This window comes from Streptococcus sp. oral taxon 431 (assembly GCF_023110115.1).
Classification (GTDB): Bacteria; Bacillota; Bacilli; order Lactobacillales; family Streptococcaceae; genus Streptococcus.
On sequence record NZ_JALDVP010000002.1, the window covers coordinates 185,934 to 202,257 of the forward strand.

General features: G+C 40.2%; 15 protein-coding genes. 5 read left to right on the forward strand and 10 right to left on the reverse strand.

Annotated features, from left to right (window positions below; genetic code table 11):
* Positions 1–7 precede the first annotated feature (7 nt).
* The 3 genes from M1F91_RS03785 to rlmD form a co-directional block, all read right to left on the reverse strand.
* On the reverse strand, positions 8–1,744 hold the full coding sequence (locus M1F91_RS03785) for an ABC transporter ATP-binding protein (protein ID WP_247912702.1): 1,737 nt from the start codon (positions 1,742–1,744) through the stop codon (positions 8–10).
* A 124-nt stretch (positions 1,745–1,868) separates the two neighbouring features.
* Positions 1,869–2,627, reverse strand: coding sequence for a triose-phosphate isomerase (gene tpiA, locus M1F91_RS03790; protein ID WP_247912703.1), 759 nt, complete (start codon positions 2,625–2,627; stop codon positions 1,869–1,871).
* A 117-nt stretch (positions 2,628–2,744) separates the two neighbouring features.
* Positions 2,745–4,112 carry a 23S rRNA (uracil(1939)-C(5))-methyltransferase RlmD gene (gene rlmD / locus M1F91_RS03795; protein WP_247912704.1) on the reverse strand — a complete coding sequence of 456 codons (1,368 nt, stop codon included), beginning with the start codon at positions 4,110–4,112 and terminating at the stop codon, positions 2,745–2,747.
* A 55-nt stretch (positions 4,113–4,167) separates the two neighbouring features.
* Here rlmD and M1F91_RS03800 point away from each other — a divergent pair, with 55 nt between their 5' ends.
* The 3 genes from M1F91_RS03800 to M1F91_RS03810 all read left to right on the forward strand — a co-directional run bounded on the left by M1F91_RS03800 (position 4,168) and on the right by M1F91_RS03810 (position 6,352).
* Positions 4,168–4,944, forward strand: a complete 777-nt coding sequence (locus M1F91_RS03800; protein ID WP_247912705.1) for an aminoglycoside 3'-phosphotransferase — start codon at positions 4,168–4,170, stop codon at positions 4,942–4,944.
* 10 nt (positions 4,945–4,954) lie between these two features.
* Complete coding sequence (gene recX, locus M1F91_RS03805; protein ID WP_247912706.1) at positions 4,955–5,731, forward strand: recombination regulator RecX; 777 nt, start codon at positions 4,955–4,957, stop codon at positions 5,729–5,731.
* 87 nt (positions 5,732–5,818) lie between these two features.
* Entirely contained in the window at positions 5,819–6,352 is a 534-nt protein-coding gene (locus M1F91_RS03810) for a DUF402 domain-containing protein (RefSeq protein ID WP_004252157.1), read from the forward strand.
* Between the two features lie 70 nt (positions 6,353–6,422).
* Here the strand turns inward: M1F91_RS03810 and M1F91_RS03815 are convergent, their stop codons facing one another.
* From M1F91_RS03815 to M1F91_RS03835, 5 genes are all read right to left on the reverse strand, one after another.
* Positions 6,423–7,190 carry an epoxyqueuosine reductase QueH gene (locus M1F91_RS03815; RefSeq protein WP_004252154.1) on the reverse strand — a complete coding sequence of 256 codons (768 nt, stop codon included), beginning with the start codon at positions 7,188–7,190 and terminating at the stop codon, positions 6,423–6,425.
* Positions 7,191–7,257: 67 nt separating this feature from the next.
* Positions 7,258–8,457, reverse strand: a complete 1,200-nt coding sequence (locus M1F91_RS03820; protein ID WP_247912707.1) for an MFS transporter — start codon at positions 8,455–8,457, stop codon at positions 7,258–7,260.
* A gap of 224 nt (positions 8,458–8,681) precedes the next feature.
* Positions 8,682–10,028, reverse strand: coding sequence for an asparagine--tRNA ligase (gene asnS / locus M1F91_RS03825; protein ID WP_247912708.1), 1,347 nt, complete (start codon positions 10,026–10,028; stop codon positions 8,682–8,684).
* 146 nt (positions 10,029–10,174) lie between these two features.
* On the reverse strand, positions 10,175–11,353 hold the full coding sequence (locus M1F91_RS03830) for a pyridoxal phosphate-dependent aminotransferase (RefSeq protein WP_247912709.1): 1,179 nt from the start codon (positions 11,351–11,353) through the stop codon (positions 10,175–10,177).
* Positions 11,350–11,838, reverse strand: coding sequence for a DUF5590 domain-containing protein (locus tag M1F91_RS03835; protein ID WP_247912710.1), 489 nt, complete (start codon positions 11,836–11,838; stop codon positions 11,350–11,352). Before M1F91_RS03835 ends, M1F91_RS03830 begins: the two co-directional genes overlap by 4 nt.
* 268 nt (positions 11,839–12,106) lie before the next feature.
* On the opposite strand from M1F91_RS03835, the gene M1F91_RS03840 reads away from it, so the two are divergent.
* Positions 12,107–12,655 (forward strand): NADPH-dependent FMN reductase, encoded by a 549-nt coding sequence (locus M1F91_RS03840; protein WP_247912711.1) that lies wholly within the window; start codon positions 12,107–12,109, stop codon positions 12,653–12,655.
* A 44-nt stretch (positions 12,656–12,699) separates the two neighbouring features.
* Here the strand turns inward: M1F91_RS03840 and M1F91_RS03845 are convergent, their stop codons facing one another.
* Complete coding sequence (locus M1F91_RS03845) at positions 12,700–13,890, reverse strand: O-antigen ligase (protein ID WP_004252136.1); 1,191 nt, start codon at positions 13,888–13,890, stop codon at positions 12,700–12,702.
* Positions 13,891–14,102: 212 nt separating this feature from the next.
* Here M1F91_RS03845 and birA point away from each other — a divergent pair, with 212 nt between their 5' ends.
* A complete protein-coding gene (gene birA / locus M1F91_RS03850; RefSeq protein ID WP_247912712.1) occupies positions 14,103–15,038 on the forward strand; it encodes a bifunctional biotin--[acetyl-CoA-carboxylase] ligase/biotin operon repressor BirA in 936 nt (311 codons plus the stop codon).
* A 59-nt stretch (positions 15,039–15,097) separates the two neighbouring features.
* On the opposite strand, the gene M1F91_RS03855 is transcribed toward birA, so the two are convergent.
* Positions 15,098–16,288 (reverse strand): acetate kinase, encoded by a 1,191-nt coding sequence (locus M1F91_RS03855; protein WP_247912713.1) that lies wholly within the window; start codon positions 16,286–16,288, stop codon positions 15,098–15,100.
* Positions 16,289–16,324 lie beyond the last annotated feature (36 nt).

Genomic DNA, 16,324 nt, shown 5'->3' on the forward strand with positions numbered 1-16,324 from the left:
TTACCTCCTATTCTTCTGTCAGAGACGCATTTTTCAACTGCGACTCAGCAATTTCTCGATAGATGTCATTGGTTTCCATCAATTCTTCATGACGTCCACGACCAACGATTTCGCCCTTATCAAGGACGATAATCTGGTCCGCATCCATAATGGTTCCAACACGTTGCGCAACAATCAATACCGTAGCATCTTGAGTCACTTCCTTGAGACGACGGCGCAAGATTGCATCTGTACGGTAGTCCAAGGCTGAGAAGGAATCATCAAAGATATAGATATCTGGACCCTTGATGACTGCGCGGGCAATCGACAATCGTTGCTTTTGACCACCTGATAGATTGCTTCCCCCTTCAGCCAGATGAGTTGCAAAACCTTCTTCTCGACTTTCGATAAAGTCTTTGGCTTGGGCTACATCAGCTGCTTGGTGCAAGTCCTCATGACTGGCGTCCTCTTTTCCGTAACGGAGATTATCTGCGATAGTCCCTGTAAAGAGCAAGGCTTTTTGTGGAATAAATCCAATCTTCTGGCGGAGTGATTTGAGACGGTAATCACGGACATCAACACCATCGACCTTAATTTTCCCCAGTGTAACATCGTAGAAACGTGGAATTAACTGAACCAGAGTAGACTTACCTGACCCAGTCGAACCGATAAAAGCAATGGTTTCTCCCGGTTTAGCAGTAAAGGAAATATTATGCAAAACAGGGCTCTCTGTTTCCCCAGGATAAGCAAAGGTCACATTATCAAATTCTAGGTAACCATGTGTTTCTGTTTCTTGAATTCCTTCCTCATTTGGATCAATAGAAATAGGCATATCTATGATTTCCTTCAAACGCTCACTAGACACAGCCGTACGTGGATACATGGTAAAGAGGTTTGACAAGAAAAGGAAGGACAAGAGAGCGTGGAAACTATACTCGATAAAGGCCACCAAATCCCCAATCTGCAAACTTCCTTGTTTGAGAGGATCTAGAGCAAACCAAACGATAGCTACAATCATGGCAATAATGATTTGCACAAAAAGTGGCTCTGTCAAACCAGTCAATTTGAACAAACGATTCGAATTATCTGCATAGATTGCATTTTTCTCTTTGAAACGTTTTTCTTGGAAATCTTCACGAGCAAAGGCACGAATCACTCGTAGCCCCATCAAATTTTCACGGACATATTGGTTTATCTTGTCCAGTGTTTTCTGTTGTTTTTCAGATAAGGGGCGCGTTTTCACTGCCACATAAAGGACTACTACAGCTAGGAAAGGAACGGAAAAAGCGACAATCCAAGCCAGTGAGGGACTAGTTAAGAAAATCATGAGAATACTCGTCAGCATCATCATGGGAGTGATCACACCCAGCTTAAGCGTCTGCTCTGCAAACTGCATAAGGACAAAGGCATCACTGGTAATACGAGTCACCAATGAAGAAACACCAATTTGTTCATATTCGTGATGAGAATACTCTTGCAGCTTAGCATAGACATCATTTCGCATGTCCTTAACCATATTGGTGGTCAATTTACTAGCAGCATAGGATAGAACAACCCGCCCAAATGTCCCCAAGACGATAATAACCAACATGATGATGGCCCAAAAATAGAGCTTTTCTTCATTACCTTGATTAATCCCCTGGTCAATCATACGAGCAAGAACAGTCGGTAACCCAAGATTGACAATCACAAAGAAAATAGCTCCGAAGAAGTCTAACACTAACCACTTGGGATAACGTTTGAGATAAAACCAAATATAAAGCATAATTCTCCTTTCTTTTTCATTTAAAATGCAGAAAAGAGCGTGCTTTCGCACGCCTTTTTACTAAAAAGAAGACAGGCAGTCTTAACCTCGTGGGAGGGAACTGTCTGTCTCAGATATTTGAAGCTTATTTTACAAAGTCAAGCAATGCCAAGAAGCTTTCTGGATCAAGTGATGCACCACCAACAAGAGCTCCGTCAACGTCTGGACAAGCCATGTATTCTGCAACGTTTTCAGGTTTAACTGAACCACCGTATTGAACACGTACTTTATCAGCTACTTCTTGACCAAAGTCAGCTGCTACAACGTCACGAACAACTTTACACATTTTTTGTGCATCGTCTTGTGAAGCTGATTTACCAGTACCGATAGCCCAGATTGGCTCATAAGCGATAACCGATGAAGCTACTTGTTCTGCAGTCAATCCTGCAAGAGCAGCTGAAACTTGAGCACCTACGAATTCAGCAGCTTTTCCTGCTTCGTAAGTTTCAAGAGACTCGCCACAACAGATAATTGGAAGCATACCGTTTGCAAAGATTGCTTTTGCTTTTTTGTTGATATCTTCGTCTGTTTCGTGGAAGTAGTCACGACGTTCTGAGTGACCGATAACAACGTAGTCAGTACCGATTTCTTTCAAAACTTGTGGGCTAGTTTCACCTGTGAAAGCACCTGCATTTTCAAAGTAGCAGTTTTGAGCAGCAACTTTAAGGTTTGAACCTTTAGCAGTAGCAAGAACAGTTGTCAAGTCAAGAGCAGGTACAGCAATCCCAGCTTCAACAAGGTCTGATGAAGGAAGTTTTGATGCTACAGCTTCAACGAATGCTTTTGCTTCTTCTGGGTTTTTGTTCATTTTCCAGTTACCAGCGATAAATGGTTTACGTGACATTTCACATACCTCTTTTTTCATTTTATTTTCTACTTATTTTATCATAAATAGAGGGAGCTTGCAAATTTTACTCTGTAACTAGAAGTCTTCTTTTCAAATACTTTCCAGTCATCAATTCTATTTAGAGTCTGGCTTTCTCCTGGTTAATTTGACCACTGCTTCTGTCCTAGCCGTGTGCGGAAACATATCAACTGACTGGATATAATGCAGATCATAGACTTCCATCAATCTGACTAAATCACGTGCCAAGGTAGATACATTGCAGGAAATGTAGACCATCTTTTCAGGAGCGTATTTAACGATGGTATCCAAGAGTTTGTCATCTAAACCGGTACGAGGCGGGTCCACAATCAAGGCATCGGCACGATAGCCTTCCTTGTACCAACGAGGGATGATTTCTTCTGCAGTTCCAGCCTCATAGTGAGTATTGGTATACCCCATACGCTGGGCATTTTCTTTGGCATCCTCAATAGCTTCTGGAATAATATCCATCCCTCTCAGACTTTTAACTTTTTTGGCAAAGGCAAAACCAATGGTGCCAACACCACAGTAGGCATCAATCAGATGGTCATTCTCATTTACGTCCAAGGCTTTAACGGCTTCACTATAGAGAGTTTCTGTCTGTTCAGGATTGAGCTGGTAAAAAGCTCGTGGCGAGAGAGAAAACTCATAGTCTAATACACCCTCACGAATACTATCCTGTCCCCAAATAATCTCTGTCTTGTCCCCATAAATCTCACTAGTTTTAGCGGTATTGGTATTGACTGCGACAGTCACTACTTCAGGATAATCCTTGACTAGGTCTTTCACAAATTGAGTCAGATTTAATTGACGATTGGTCACAATAATAATCTGAACTTGCCCAGTTTTCCGTGCGCGACGAACCATGAAGGTCCGAACTCCAAGGATTTTCCGTTCATCCGTAATCGGAATTTGATGATAGGTCAAGAGTTCAGCAATGCGATTAGCAATTGCTTGTGTCTCCTTATCTTGAACTAGGCAGTCCTTTAACTCGACTAGATAGTGGGAATTCTGAGCATACAAACCTGCCTTGACTTGGCCCTTAAACTTTCGAGTTTGGAATTGTAGTTTAGCCCGATAATATTTGGGTTCCTGCATACCAATGGTTGGTCTGATTTCATAGTTTTCGTAACCAGCGGGTGCAAATTTCTTCAGAGCTTGATGGAGAAGGTCCGTTTTAAACTCCAGCTGCTTGTCATAATGCAGATGCATGATTTGGCAACCACCACACTCATTATAAATGGTGCAGTCTGGTACCACTCGAAACTTAGATTTTTTATTGACCTCAAGCAGTTTAGCCTCAACGTAGTTACGCTTAACGGAAGTCACCTGACAATAGATATCTTCTCCCTTGAGGGCTCCAGGAACAAAAACAAGGGTTTTCTGGCAAAATCCGATACCTTCCCCGTTTATCCCCATACGCTTAATTTTTAATGGAATTTTTTGTTTGACTTTAAGACTCATAAGTCTATTATACCACGTAGTTTCTCAATGTTTAAGAATATGTTACAATAAAACCATGAATACAAAGATATCTCATTTTTCCCCATTGGATTTTCCTGAGCAATTACGAACTTATATAGAGGGAGCAACTCTTTCTGACAGCTCTTCTCATTCAGGCGCAAGGGTTCTCTATCTTGATTCAGGTTACTACTTGAAAATAGATCAAAAGGGAAGATTAGAGCGAGAAGCTAGAATTGCGAGTTGGTTTGAACAAGAGGAAATAGGAACGCCAGTCATCCACTATCTATCTACAGATAAAGACTACCTCCTGACGAAAGAGGCTATTGGCCATGATACTCTCGCTTTTTTAGATCAACCAGAAAAAATTTGCCGTACCATGGCCGAAGCTCTTAAAAAACTTCACAACTTTTATCCGCAAAATTTTCCATCAGAAAATCATTTACAAGCCTATAAAGAAAGAGCCTTGAAAAACTATGAAAAAGGGGAGTTCTATGCCAAGGCCCTCCTACCCCAATTCCGGATTAGCAGTCGTGAAGAGGCCTTCCAGCTCATTCGAGAACAAGGGCACCTTTTAAAGACTGATGCCTTTATTCACGGGGATGCCTGTCTACCGAACTTTATTCTAAAAGATGCTGACCACTTCTCTTGCTTTATTGACCTTGGCCTAGCTGATTTCAGTGACCGACATATCGATCTCTTTTGGGCAGTTTGGTCCCTCAACTATAACCTACATGACCCTAACTACGCTGAACTATTTCTTGACTATTATGGTAGAGAACAGATCGATATAAATAAACTTCGACTCGTTGCTGCCTTTGAAGCGTTTGGATAAAAGGAAAACCATGAAAATCACAAAACTAGAAAAGAAAAAACGTCTCTATCTGCTAGAACTTGATAGCGACCAAACCTGCTATATTACAGAGGATACCATTGTTCGCTTTATGTTGACCAAGGATAAGGAAATTAGTCCACAAGAGTTTGCAGAAATTCAGACCTTTGCACAATTTTCCTACGGAAAAAATCTGGCCCTCTACCACTTATCCTTCAAGGCCCGTACCGAAAAGGAAGTCCGAGATTATCTTGTTAAACATGAGATTGATGAGAAAATCATACCACAAGTCATCCAAGCCCTCAAGGATGACAACTGGATCAATGACCGTCAGTATGCCTATGCGATCATCAATTCCAATCAGCTATCTGGCGACAAGGGAAGCTACATGCTGATACAAAAGATTTCTCAAAAAGGAGTTGCTAAGGCCGTTATCCAAGACGTCTTACAGGAATTTAACATGATGGAAGTCGCAGAGCGTACAGCCGAAAAACTACTGAAAAAATATCAGGGTAAATTGCCTGCTCGCGCTCTACAAGACAAGATAATCCAAAATCTTACCAACAAAGGGTTTTCCTACTCGGAAGCTAAAAAAGCCTTTGACCAACTGGATAACCAGATAGAAGAGGAAACCGTTCAGGAGCTAATCTTTAAAGAGTTGGATAAGCAATATCGAAAGTATTCGCGTAAGTATGAAGGATACGAACTCAAGCAGCGTTTGACCCAAGTTTTAGCACGAAAAGGATACGATTTTTCGGATATAGCCAGCGCTCTCAGAGAATATCTTTAATTTTTTCATGAAAAACTAAGAACTTTAAACAAAAATGTGATACAATAGTAAACGATAAACTTATAAATTGTAGAAAGTTGGTTAGTTATGAAACTTCCAAAAGAAGGCGACTTTATTACAATTCAAAGTTATAAGCATGATGGGAGTCTCCACCGCACTTGGCGAGACACCATGGTACTAAAAACAACAGAGAACGCTATTATCGGCGTCAACGACCACACACTTGTTACCGAAAGTGACGGTCGTCGTTGGGTAACTCGAGAACCGGCTATTGTTTACTTTCACAAAAAATATTGGTTTAATATCATTGCTATGATCCGTGATAATGGGATTTCCTACTATTGCAACATGGCTAGCCCATACTATCTAGACGAAGAAGCTTTAAAATACATTGACTATGATTTAGATGTTAAAGTTTTTACAGATGGCGAAAAACGCCTCTTGGACGTTGAAGAGTATGAGCGCCACAAGCGTAAGATGAATTATCCTGATGATTTAGACTATATTTTGAAAGAGCATGTTAAGATTCTTGTTGATTGGATCAACAATGAACGAGGCCCCTTCTCAGAAGCCTATGTCAACATTTGGTACAAACGCTACGTAGAACTAAAGAATCGGTAAAGTTGTCAAACTAGGGTGTCTGCCCTAGTTTTTTTAAAATCAAAAAACCTGCCTTAAGGCAGGTTTCCCTTTAAATATCTAACTTCGTAACGGTGAACTTGATATGGGAATAATCTTTCTCGATATCCTTATCTACCATAAAGGCTGTTGCATCCTTCTTGACCTGCACCAAGTCGATATTCTGGGCTTGAGCAGCATAGACACAACCACAGTAACATTGACGATAAATATCGTACTCTTCACACATTTCTACAGAACGTTTGTAACCTTGATTTTTCTTAAAATCACTTGGGAGATAGTGGGTGGTATAAATCTTTTGCACATCAATTCCGATGCTGTTGATGGTTTGGGAATTCTTATGGGGACTGATGGTCAAGGCTGAGCCAAAGTAGTCAAAGCCCAAGTCCATAGCCACCTGCGCTGTCTTATCCAAACGATAGTCAAAACAGACCTTGCAACGATCGCCACCTTCAGGTTCTTCTTCCAAACCTCGAACCAGTTTACGGTATTCATTGGGTTCGTATGGTGCTTCTAGGTATTGGACGTTATTGCCAGTTCGCTCATTAAAATCACTGACAAACTTTTGGGTTACATAAGCACGCTTGTGATACTCAGCCTTGGGATGGATATTGGAATTAGCAAAATAAATGGTCACATCGGCATACTTAGTCAAGTACTCTAAAGTGTAGGTACTGCAGGGAGCACAACAGACGTGCATGAGAATAGTTGGTCTTTCTTCATTTTTTTCCCAAACTTGGACCATCTTTTGCATGACACGGTCATAGTTGATCTTTTGATTGGGATTCATCTTGCTTAGAATTTCTTCTACATCAATCATGCTCTTCTCCTTTTCTTCTTGTTATTTTATCACAAGAAGCCTCTTTGGGCAAATAGGGTCTCGTGCTTTATTCAGTTTTTAAGTCCTGATTTAATAGCTTACCCATCCTTGTCAGACTAATTATTAAGATAGGAGAGATCACAAGCAAGATAAGGCCTAAAACTAAAAAGACAGCAACAATACCCCAACGATCGATCAACCAACCTGTCAATGGGAAGATGACAATCATAGATAAACTAAAGAGCATAGAATTGATACTAAGCATAGTTGCTCTTACACTGGAAGGTAAATAACCTTGTAAATCATTGAAATAGATTGGCTGATAGACTGCATAAAGTGTATCGGTTAAAAGATATACGAGAAGAAAGGCAAAGGGTGTTCCAGAAAACACCAATAGCATTGCTAGGCCTGTCAGTGCAACAAGCCTCGGAAAAACTTGGTTGCTATTCCATTTTTTACCGATTTGACTAGCCACATAAACTGCCAATAGATTTAACCCACTACCAATCAGCATGATCAGGGAAACCTGCCATCCTGCTAAGTCACTTATTTTCTGCTGATAGTAAAAGTAAAACATGCACATGAGTGTCCCGACTAGCTGATAAGTCATCATCCAGTAAAAGAGTACTGGTTTTTCCTGCCATTCTTTTCGAACTTGCAGGACAATCGTTTTAAAGGTTAAGACTTCATTTCTTCCTCTCTTAGCCATTGGTTCTTTCATAAAATAAATCAAGATTATAGAAAGAAAAGATAATCCAATAGCAATTAGATAGGTCCAAGCCAATGCTCCGTGAATAAAGAAGCCTGCGACAACTGTACCTAGAGTTCGGGTGACTTCTGCCACACCAGACAAAAAGCTATAAATCTGAAGATATCGGTCCTTTTGACCCGCTTCAACCGCCGAATCATATAAGAAAGCAGTACTGGTCCCCGAGTCAAAATTGTAGGACCAAGCATTAACCATCATGGCAATCGCATAAATCCAAAAACTCCCCTGACCAAACAAAATCAAGATAGAGGAGCCAATACTGGCCAAGCGAGCCAAATAGAGATTGGTCTTGTAGCTAAATCGATCGGCCAACATACCAGATGGGATTTCACACAAGAGACTGGTCCCATGAAAGATACTTTCTAGTAAACCGATTTGAAGCAAGGAAAGACCATTTTGGATAAAAAATAAAATCCAAAAACTGGTAATTCCAAAATAAGATGTGAATTCCAGTCCTGCTAGGAGTGGAATATTGCCTTTGTAAGTTCTTTTAAACATTGTTTTCTCTCTTTCAATAAGTAATATGATTGTTTCTAAAAGACTTACTGAGATTTGCCTACATTTTCTCTACCTCTTTCATTTAAAGTAATACTCAATGAAAATCAAAGAGCAAACTAGGAAGCTAGCCGCAGGCTGTATTTGAGTACGGCAAGGTGAAGCTGACGTAGTTTGAATTTGATTTTCGAAGAGTATAAAAACGCCAGCTGGCGTTTTTATAGTTATTAAGGTTTAATACGGTGCAACATACGTGGGAATGGAATAGCTTCACGGATGTGTTTTGTTCCAGCTGCAAAAGTTACCATACGCTCAATTCCGATACCAAATCCACCGTGTGGTACTGTACCATATTTACGAAGGTCAAGGTAGAATTCGTACTCTGTACGATCCATACCAAGCTCTTCCATCTTAGCGACAAGGGCATCGTAGTCTTCCTCACGCATGGAACCACCGATGATTTCTCCGTAACCTTCTGGTGCAAGCAAGTCTGCACAAAGCACGCGATCTGGGTTCCCAGGAACTGGTTTCATGTAGAAAGCCTTGATGTCAGCTGGATAGTTGATCACAAAGGTTGGTACACCAAAGTGGTTTGAAATCCAAGTTTCGTGTGGTGAACCAAAGTCATCTCCATGCTCAAGATGTTCGTAGTCAGCATCTTCGTCGTTCTCATGCTCTTGCAAGAGGTCAATCGCTTCATCGTAAGTAATGCGTTTAAATGGCTCAGCAATGTAGCGTTTCAAGAGCTCTGTATCACGCTCTAAGGTCTCCAAGGCTTGAGGAGCACGGTCTAGAACACCTTGAAGCAACGCTTTAACATAAGCTTCTTGCAAGTCAAGTGATTCATCGTGTGTTAAGTATGAGTACTCTGCATCCATCATCCAGAACTCAGTCAAATGACGGCGAGTTTTTGATTTCTCCGCGCGGAATACTGGACCAAAGTCAAAGACACGACCTAGAGCCATAGCACCTGCTTCAAGATAGAGCTGACCAGATTGGCTCAAGTAGGCTGGTGTTCCAAAGTAGTCTGTTTCAAAGAGTTCAGTAGAGTCTTCTGCAGCATTTCCTGAAAGGATTGGGCTATCAAATTTCATGAAGCCATTCTTATCAAAGAACTCATAAGTTGCATAGATAATAGCGTTACGGATTTGCATTACAGCGACTTGTTTGCGTGAACGCAACCACAAGTGGCGGTTGTCCATCAAGAAGTCTGTTCCGTGTTCTTTTGGCGTGATTGGGTAATCTTGAGATTCACCGATGACTTCAATGTCTGTAATATCCAACTCATAACCAAATTTTGAGCGCTCATCTTCTTTGACAATCCCAGTCACAAAGACAGACGTTTCTTGGCTCAAGCGTTTGATGGTATCGAATTTTTCAAGACCTACTTCTTCACCAAATTTCTCAATAAAGTTTGGTTTGAAAGCCACGCCTTGGAAGAAGGCAGTTCCGTCACGCAATTGCAAGAAGGCAATTTTTCCTTTTCCTGACTTGTTAGCAACCCAAGCACCAATAGTGACTTCTTGACCAACGTAGTCTTTTACTTCGATAATTGTTACACGTTTTGTCATCATTTATCTTCCTTTTTTCGTTTAACTTGTCTAAAGACATTATTACCCACTATTGTACCACAAATAATGCCTGATAGCTAGCTTGTTCGACAGAAATTCATAAGTTTTTAAACACAAAAACCTCCGTCAAGACGACGAAGATTTTATTTTTATTTTTCCATAAATTGGTGCAAGCGACGAATAGCTTCTTTGAGTGTATCTAGGTCTGTCGCATAGCTGAGACGGACATTCTCTGGTGCTCCAAATCCTGCTCCTGTAATCAGGGCCAGACCAACTTCCTCAAGAATAGCCGTTGTAAATGCTGTTACATCTGTATAGCCTTTCATCTCCATAGCTTTTTTAACATTTGGGAAGAGATAGAAAGCTCCTTGCGGTTTGACTACTTCAAAGCCAGGGACTTGGCACAAGAGAGGATAAATGGTATTGAGACGTTCCTCGAAAGCCTGACGCATTGCTTCTACGGAGTCTTGTGGACCAGTTAAGGCCTCGATTGTTGCGTATTGTGAAACAGCAGTTAGGTTAGAAGTTGTTTGACCAGTCAATTTGCTCATAGCAGCAATAATTTCTGGATCACCTACTGCATAACCAACACGCCATCCTGTCATAGCGTAGGCCTTAGACACTCCATTGATGACAATAGTTTGTTTGCGAATAGCTTCTGACAGACTAGAGATTGGAACGAACTCATTCCCGTTATAGACCAAACGACCATAAATATCATCGGCCAGGATATGAATATCATGTTCAACAGCCCAATTTCCAATGGCTAACAATTCCTCACGAGAATAGATCATCCCAGTCGGATTAGATGGTGAGTTAAGAACCAAGACTTTAGTCTTATCTGTGCGAACAGCTTCTAATTGCTCCACAGTTACTTTAAAGTGATTGTCTTCCTTGGCTTGGACAAATACTGGAAGGCCTTCTGCCATCTTAACCTGATCCCCATAGCTGACCCAGTAAGGTGTTGGAATGATTACCTCATCACCTGGATTAATCACAGCCATAAAGAAAGTATAGAGGGAAAACTTGGCACCAGTCGCAAAAGTCACCTCGTTAGCTGCTACAGAATACCCATAATATCTTTCAAAATAGGTATTGACTGCTGCTTTTAACTCAGGCAAACCTGAAGCTACCGTATAGAAAGACGCGCGACCATCTCGAATGGCTGCAACCGCAGCATCCTGAATATTTTCAGGAGTATGAAAATCGGGCTGACCTAAAGTCAAGAAAAGAACGTCTTTTCCTTCAGCCTTTAACTTCTTTGCTCTTGCATCACTAGCCAGAGTAACGCTTTCTTCCATCTCTAAGACACGTTTGGATAATTTCATTGTTTCTCCTTTTCGACTAAGGCGCCAGATTCAAAATCTACCAGATAATAGTCTCCTCCGGACTTGATTTCCCAGACAGGCTTTTCAGCGTACCGTCCGAAGGTAATCTTGTCGATCTCAGTTGCTCCTTTTTCTCTGACAACTGCTTCTGCTTTTTCTTGAGAAGTACCATTTTCTAGTTGATATACGTAAATATTGTTGCTACTTTTCTCTATTAAGACAGCAACAGGTTTCTGGTTCTTATCTTGGCCAAGAACACTATAATAGCTTTCTAAACCATTGAAGATATCAGTCTGGCTAACCGTTTCTAGATTTGCATACTGCTTAGCGAGTCTTTCACCTTCTACCTTTGCAGTTCGATAAGGCTTCATGCTGAGCCATACCAAGTAGAGAAAGGAAGAAGTGATGACTAGAGTTAACAAAGTTATACCAATAATGTACTGAAATAATAGGGAATTTTTTTCTTTTTTCTGTCTCTTTTTCACTCGTCTATTTTACCATCTATCCTAGTGAATTACAAGTGAAGTTAGGGGAGGAATCTGGATTTTCAATACGTTTTTAGGATATCATTACATAACTTCAAGCCGTGTTTTTATAGACTTTTCTACGGTCTTCATTTTTAATTAAAAACTTAGATTCTATTAATTTTATTTTCTGAGCATATCCCTTGCAAATGATTTTATTCTGTTGTAACATATATTGTAACAACAAAGTGGTTCTGATTAAAAGATTAAAATTAAAAGGAGACTCCCTATGTCTAAAAAAGTATTGTTTATCGTTGGTTCACTTCGTGAAGGTTCATTCAACCACCAAATGGCACTAGAAGCTGAAAAGGCACTTGCTGGCAAAGCCGAGGTAAGTTACCTTGACCACTCAGCCATTCCTCTCTTTAGCCAAGACCTTGAAGTTCCTACACTTCCAGCTGTTGCAGCGGCTCGCGAAGCTGTTCAAGCTGCTGATGCTATCTGGATCTTCTCTCCAGTTTACAACTTCTCAATTCCAGGAACTGTAAAAAACCTACTTGACTGGCTTTCACGCGCCATTGACTTGTCTGACACTCGTGGAGCATCTGCTCTTCAAGATAAGATTGTTACGGTATCATCTGTAGCTAACGCTGGACACGATCAACTCTTTGCGATTTACAAAGACCTCTTGCCATTTATCCGTACACAAGTTGTTGGTGATTTTACCGCAGCCCGTGTTAATGATTCTGCCTGGGCAGATGGTAAACTAATCCTTGAAGATAGCGTCGCTGCTTCTCTTAAACAACAAGCTGAAGACTTACTTCAAGCTATTCAATAATTAAAAAAAGATAGTAGAAAATCTCATTTCTACTATCTTTTTGTTTATTCAACAAATTCTCCAATCATACTATGTTTTAATGGTAAACTACACATTACTAAAAGGAAAATGAAGGAGGATTGAATCCAAAAGAGGGCCAAATCAAAAATTCCATGCACAGCAACTACTGTTAAGAATGAAAGATAAAGACCAACAATCGGACGCTTGCTCGGCTCCTGACTCATATCAATCAACATTCGAATTGGACCAGAAGAAGCTATTCCTAACAATACCGTTCCAACCACACCGTAACTCAATATCGTATCAATGTATATACTATGAGCATGTTCGTGATAAGGAGCAAAAATACGAGGATAGGAATGCATATAAGTTAGGGGCCCCTCGCCCCAGAAGGGATTTTGTTTGAATAAGGTCATACCTGCATTCCAGATCGACACTCGTTCTTCCATAGACGAATCGAGCGTTCCCATTCGAACTCCCAAATCACTCGAGAAGAGAAAGGCTAGACCAACACCAAAGACTCCGATACTGAGCCAGAAGGCACGCCAGTTCTTAATGGTAGTGAAAAGATAAATAATCGCACCAAAGATAATAGCTGGAAAAGCTGTTCTATTTTGGGTGAAATTCAAGCCAAACAAATTCGCAAAGATTGCAATGAGAGAGAAAATTCTCAACCATCTCAATCTAGTCGTACTAATTAGGTAAAATCCAATCATAATACAGAAGCAACAGATAATCCCATAATAATTAGGATTAAAGAAGGCTACCTCTGCACGGTTCTGATGCCAGACTTGCATCTTAGGTGATAAGAAAGTATAATCAAATTTCTTTACAATCTGAAAGTGCTCTAAGGCTGCAAAAACTGATGCTAGCACACTAAGCGACATAACCGATTGCAATACTAATCTGAAAAACTTAGGGGTTAAATGGGCTTGGTAATAATAAAAGAAAATTGCAAAGAGGAACATTCCTAAAGTGGAAACCATCCCCATCACATTTTGAGCTAAAAGAGAGATAACACCACTATAGCCGATAAATAAAAGTAAGATAGAATGGTGGGATAATCGTTTTAATATCCCCTTCATCTCTCCTGTAAATATTAGACCTATTAAGTAGGCGATAAAAATAATAACGAAAATATAAAAAGGCAAGAAAATACTTAGAATAACAGCTAGTAAGACTAGCTCTTGCTTGGATAAGCCTTTCAATTTTTCAATGATACCTATTGATTTCACAACAGTTCCTTTCTCTCTGCGCTATAAAGCTCAGATAAATAAACTATTAAAACATTTTACCATTTTTCAAATGATTTGAAAACCACTTTGTCCATGTCATCCTGACTAAAACTAGGTAAAATTTTATAGCGAGCTAAGATATCTCTCAAAGCGCGCATCCTTTTTTTAAAAATATGGTACAATAAATCTAGTTGTTCCAGAAAGGACCTAGTATGAAATCCTACCAAGAAGTTTACAAAATCTTAGCTCATGAAACAGATTATTTAAGCGGAGAGAAAATCGCTGAAATATTAAACCTCTCTCGCACCTCTGTTTGGAAAGCTATCCAACGCCTCCAGCAGGAAGGTTTAGAAATTGACAGCATCAAAAACCGTGGCTACAAACTTCTTCACGGTGACCTAATCTTACCTCAAGAAATAGAAGCCAACAGCTCAATCTCAGTTCAATTTAAACCTATCACCAAATCAACCCAGAGTGATGCTAAGGAGGCCATGGAAGCTGGTGCCAAAGGAGACACACTCTACCTATCAACAGGCCAAACTATGGGACGTGGTCGATTTCAACGCCCCTACTATTCTCCAGAACAAGGTGGGATTTACATGTCTCTCCACCTCAAGCCCAATCTCTCTTATCTAGATCTACCAGCTTATACACTCCTGACTGCAGCCGCAATTTATAAGGCTGTTAAAAACCTTTGTCTGATTGATTTAGATATCAAATGGGTAAATGATTTATACCTAAATCAGAAAAAAATAGCCGGTATTCTAACCGAAGCCATCACTTCTGTCGAAACAGGCCTTGTCACAGATGTTATTATTGGTGTTGGTATCAACTTTTCTATCGCTGATTTTCCAAAAAACCTACAAGGGAAAGCTGGAAGTCTCTTCTCTCAAAATAGCCCAATCACTCGCAATGAGCTGATTGCAGAAATTTGGAAATGCTTCTATGAAACTGAGGTCGATGAGCTGCTTTACCTTTATAAAAAACAATCAATTGTTTTAGGCAAAGAAATTTCCTTTAAGAAAGATCAAGAAATCATCTCAGGAAAAGCTTGTGATATCTCTGACCAGGGTCAACTACAAATCCAATTAGCTACTGGTGAAAAAATTTGGCTCAATAGTGGCGAAGTTTCGCTCACTAAATGGTAAATACTCGTCAACAACATAAAAATCGACCTCTCTTTCAAGAAGGTCGATTTTTTTATCATTTATTTTTTCAAACGCTCCACATCACGCGCAATCACAAGTTCTTCATCCGTTGGGATGACAAGTACACGAAGTGTCGCAGCATCTGTAGAAATGTCTCCAGTTACTCCAAAGACATTTTTCTCTGGGTCTAGATCACAACCAAACCAAGAGATACCTGAAATAACTTTCTCACGTACAAGAGTTGCATTTTCACCAACACCAGCAGTAAAGATAATAGCGTCTGCCCCGTTTAGAACTGCCAAGTATTGTCCAATGTGTTTTTGGATACGGTCAACATACATTTCAAATGCCAAAGCAGCATCATGATTCCCTGCTTCCATTGCAGCAATCACATCACGCATATCACTAGACTTCCCTGAAACACCCAGCAATCCTGACTCACGATTAAGAATACGACTGATGTCCTCAGGCTTGTTAAAGTCCTCTGTATATTGCATTAAATAAGGAATGATGGCTGGGTCAATATCCCCTGTACGAGTTCCCATCATAACACCACCAAGTGGAGTGAATCCCATTGATGTATCGATTGATTGACCTCCCTTAACAGCTGTGATAGAAGCACCATTACCGATATGGCAAGTGATCAATTTCAACTCTTCTAGTGGACGTCCCAAAAGTTTTGCTGCTTCTTGAGCAACATACTGGTGACTTGTACCGTGTGCTCCATATTTACGAACCTTGTTTTCTGTATAGTACTTAGTTGGTAATGGATAACGGTATGCTTTTTCTGGCATTGTTGTGTGGAATGATGTATCAAAGACTGCTACACTTGTAATATCTGGCAACAATTCTTTGAAGGCACGAATCCCAGCTGCGTTTGCAGGGTTGTGCAATGGAGCAAGAAGTCCTAGTTCTTCAATTTTTTCTAAGACATCACCTTCAACAACTGTAGACTCTTTGAAGTACTCTCCACCTGCAACAACACGGTGTCCGACACCAGTAATTTCATCATAAGTTTTAATAATATTAAAACGAATCAAGTCATCAAGTAAAATCTTAACAGCCAAGGTATGGTTTTCAATATCAAGAACTTGTTCTTCAGAACGACCATCAAACTTAACTGTTGAAACAGAATCCTTCAATCCGATTCGCTCAATTAAACCTTTTGCAAGCACCTTTTCTTCTGGCATTTGATATAGTTGCCATTTCAAGCTAGAGCTTCCAGCGTTAATTGCAATGGTTTTTGTCATAAATTTATTCCCCTTTTTAAGCGTTTTCAACTATTA

Excerpts from the sequence above, each read along its gene's own strand:
- M1F91_RS03785 (WP_247912702.1), bottom strand. The coding sequence starts at position 1,744 with ATGCTTTATATTTGGTTTTATCTCAAACGTTATCCCAAGTGGTTAGTG.
- tpiA (WP_247912703.1), bottom strand. The coding sequence starts at position 2,627 with ATGTCACGTAAACCATTTATCGCTGGTAACTGGAAAATGAACAAAAAC.
- rlmD (WP_247912704.1), bottom strand. The coding sequence starts at position 4,112 with ATGAGTCTTAAAGTCAAACAAAAAATTCCATTAAAAATTAAGCGTATG.
- M1F91_RS03800 (WP_247912705.1), top strand. The coding sequence starts at position 4,168 with ATGAATACAAAGATATCTCATTTTTCCCCATTGGATTTTCCTGAGCAA.
- recX (WP_247912706.1), top strand. The coding sequence starts at position 4,955 with ATGAAAATCACAAAACTAGAAAAGAAAAAACGTCTCTATCTGCTAGAA.
- M1F91_RS03810 (WP_004252157.1), top strand. The coding sequence starts at position 5,819 with ATGAAACTTCCAAAAGAAGGCGACTTTATTACAATTCAAAGTTATAAG.
- M1F91_RS03815 (WP_004252154.1), bottom strand. The coding sequence starts at position 7,190 with ATGATTGATGTAGAAGAAATTCTAAGCAAGATGAATCCCAATCAAAAG.
- M1F91_RS03820 (WP_247912707.1), bottom strand. The coding sequence starts at position 8,457 with ATGTTTAAAAGAACTTACAAAGGCAATATTCCACTCCTAGCAGGACTG.
- asnS (WP_247912708.1), bottom strand. The coding sequence starts at position 10,028 with ATGATGACAAAACGTGTAACAATTATCGAAGTAAAAGACTACGTTGGT.
- M1F91_RS03830 (WP_247912709.1), bottom strand. The coding sequence starts at position 11,353 with ATGAAATTATCCAAACGTGTCTTAGAGATGGAAGAAAGCGTTACTCTG.
- M1F91_RS03840 (WP_247912711.1), top strand. The coding sequence starts at position 12,107 with ATGTCTAAAAAAGTATTGTTTATCGTTGGTTCACTTCGTGAAGGTTCA.
- birA (WP_247912712.1), top strand. The coding sequence starts at position 14,103 with ATGAAATCCTACCAAGAAGTTTACAAAATCTTAGCTCATGAAACAGAT.
- M1F91_RS03855 (WP_247912713.1), bottom strand. The coding sequence starts at position 16,288 with ATGACAAAAACCATTGCAATTAACGCTGGAAGCTCTAGCTTGAAATGG.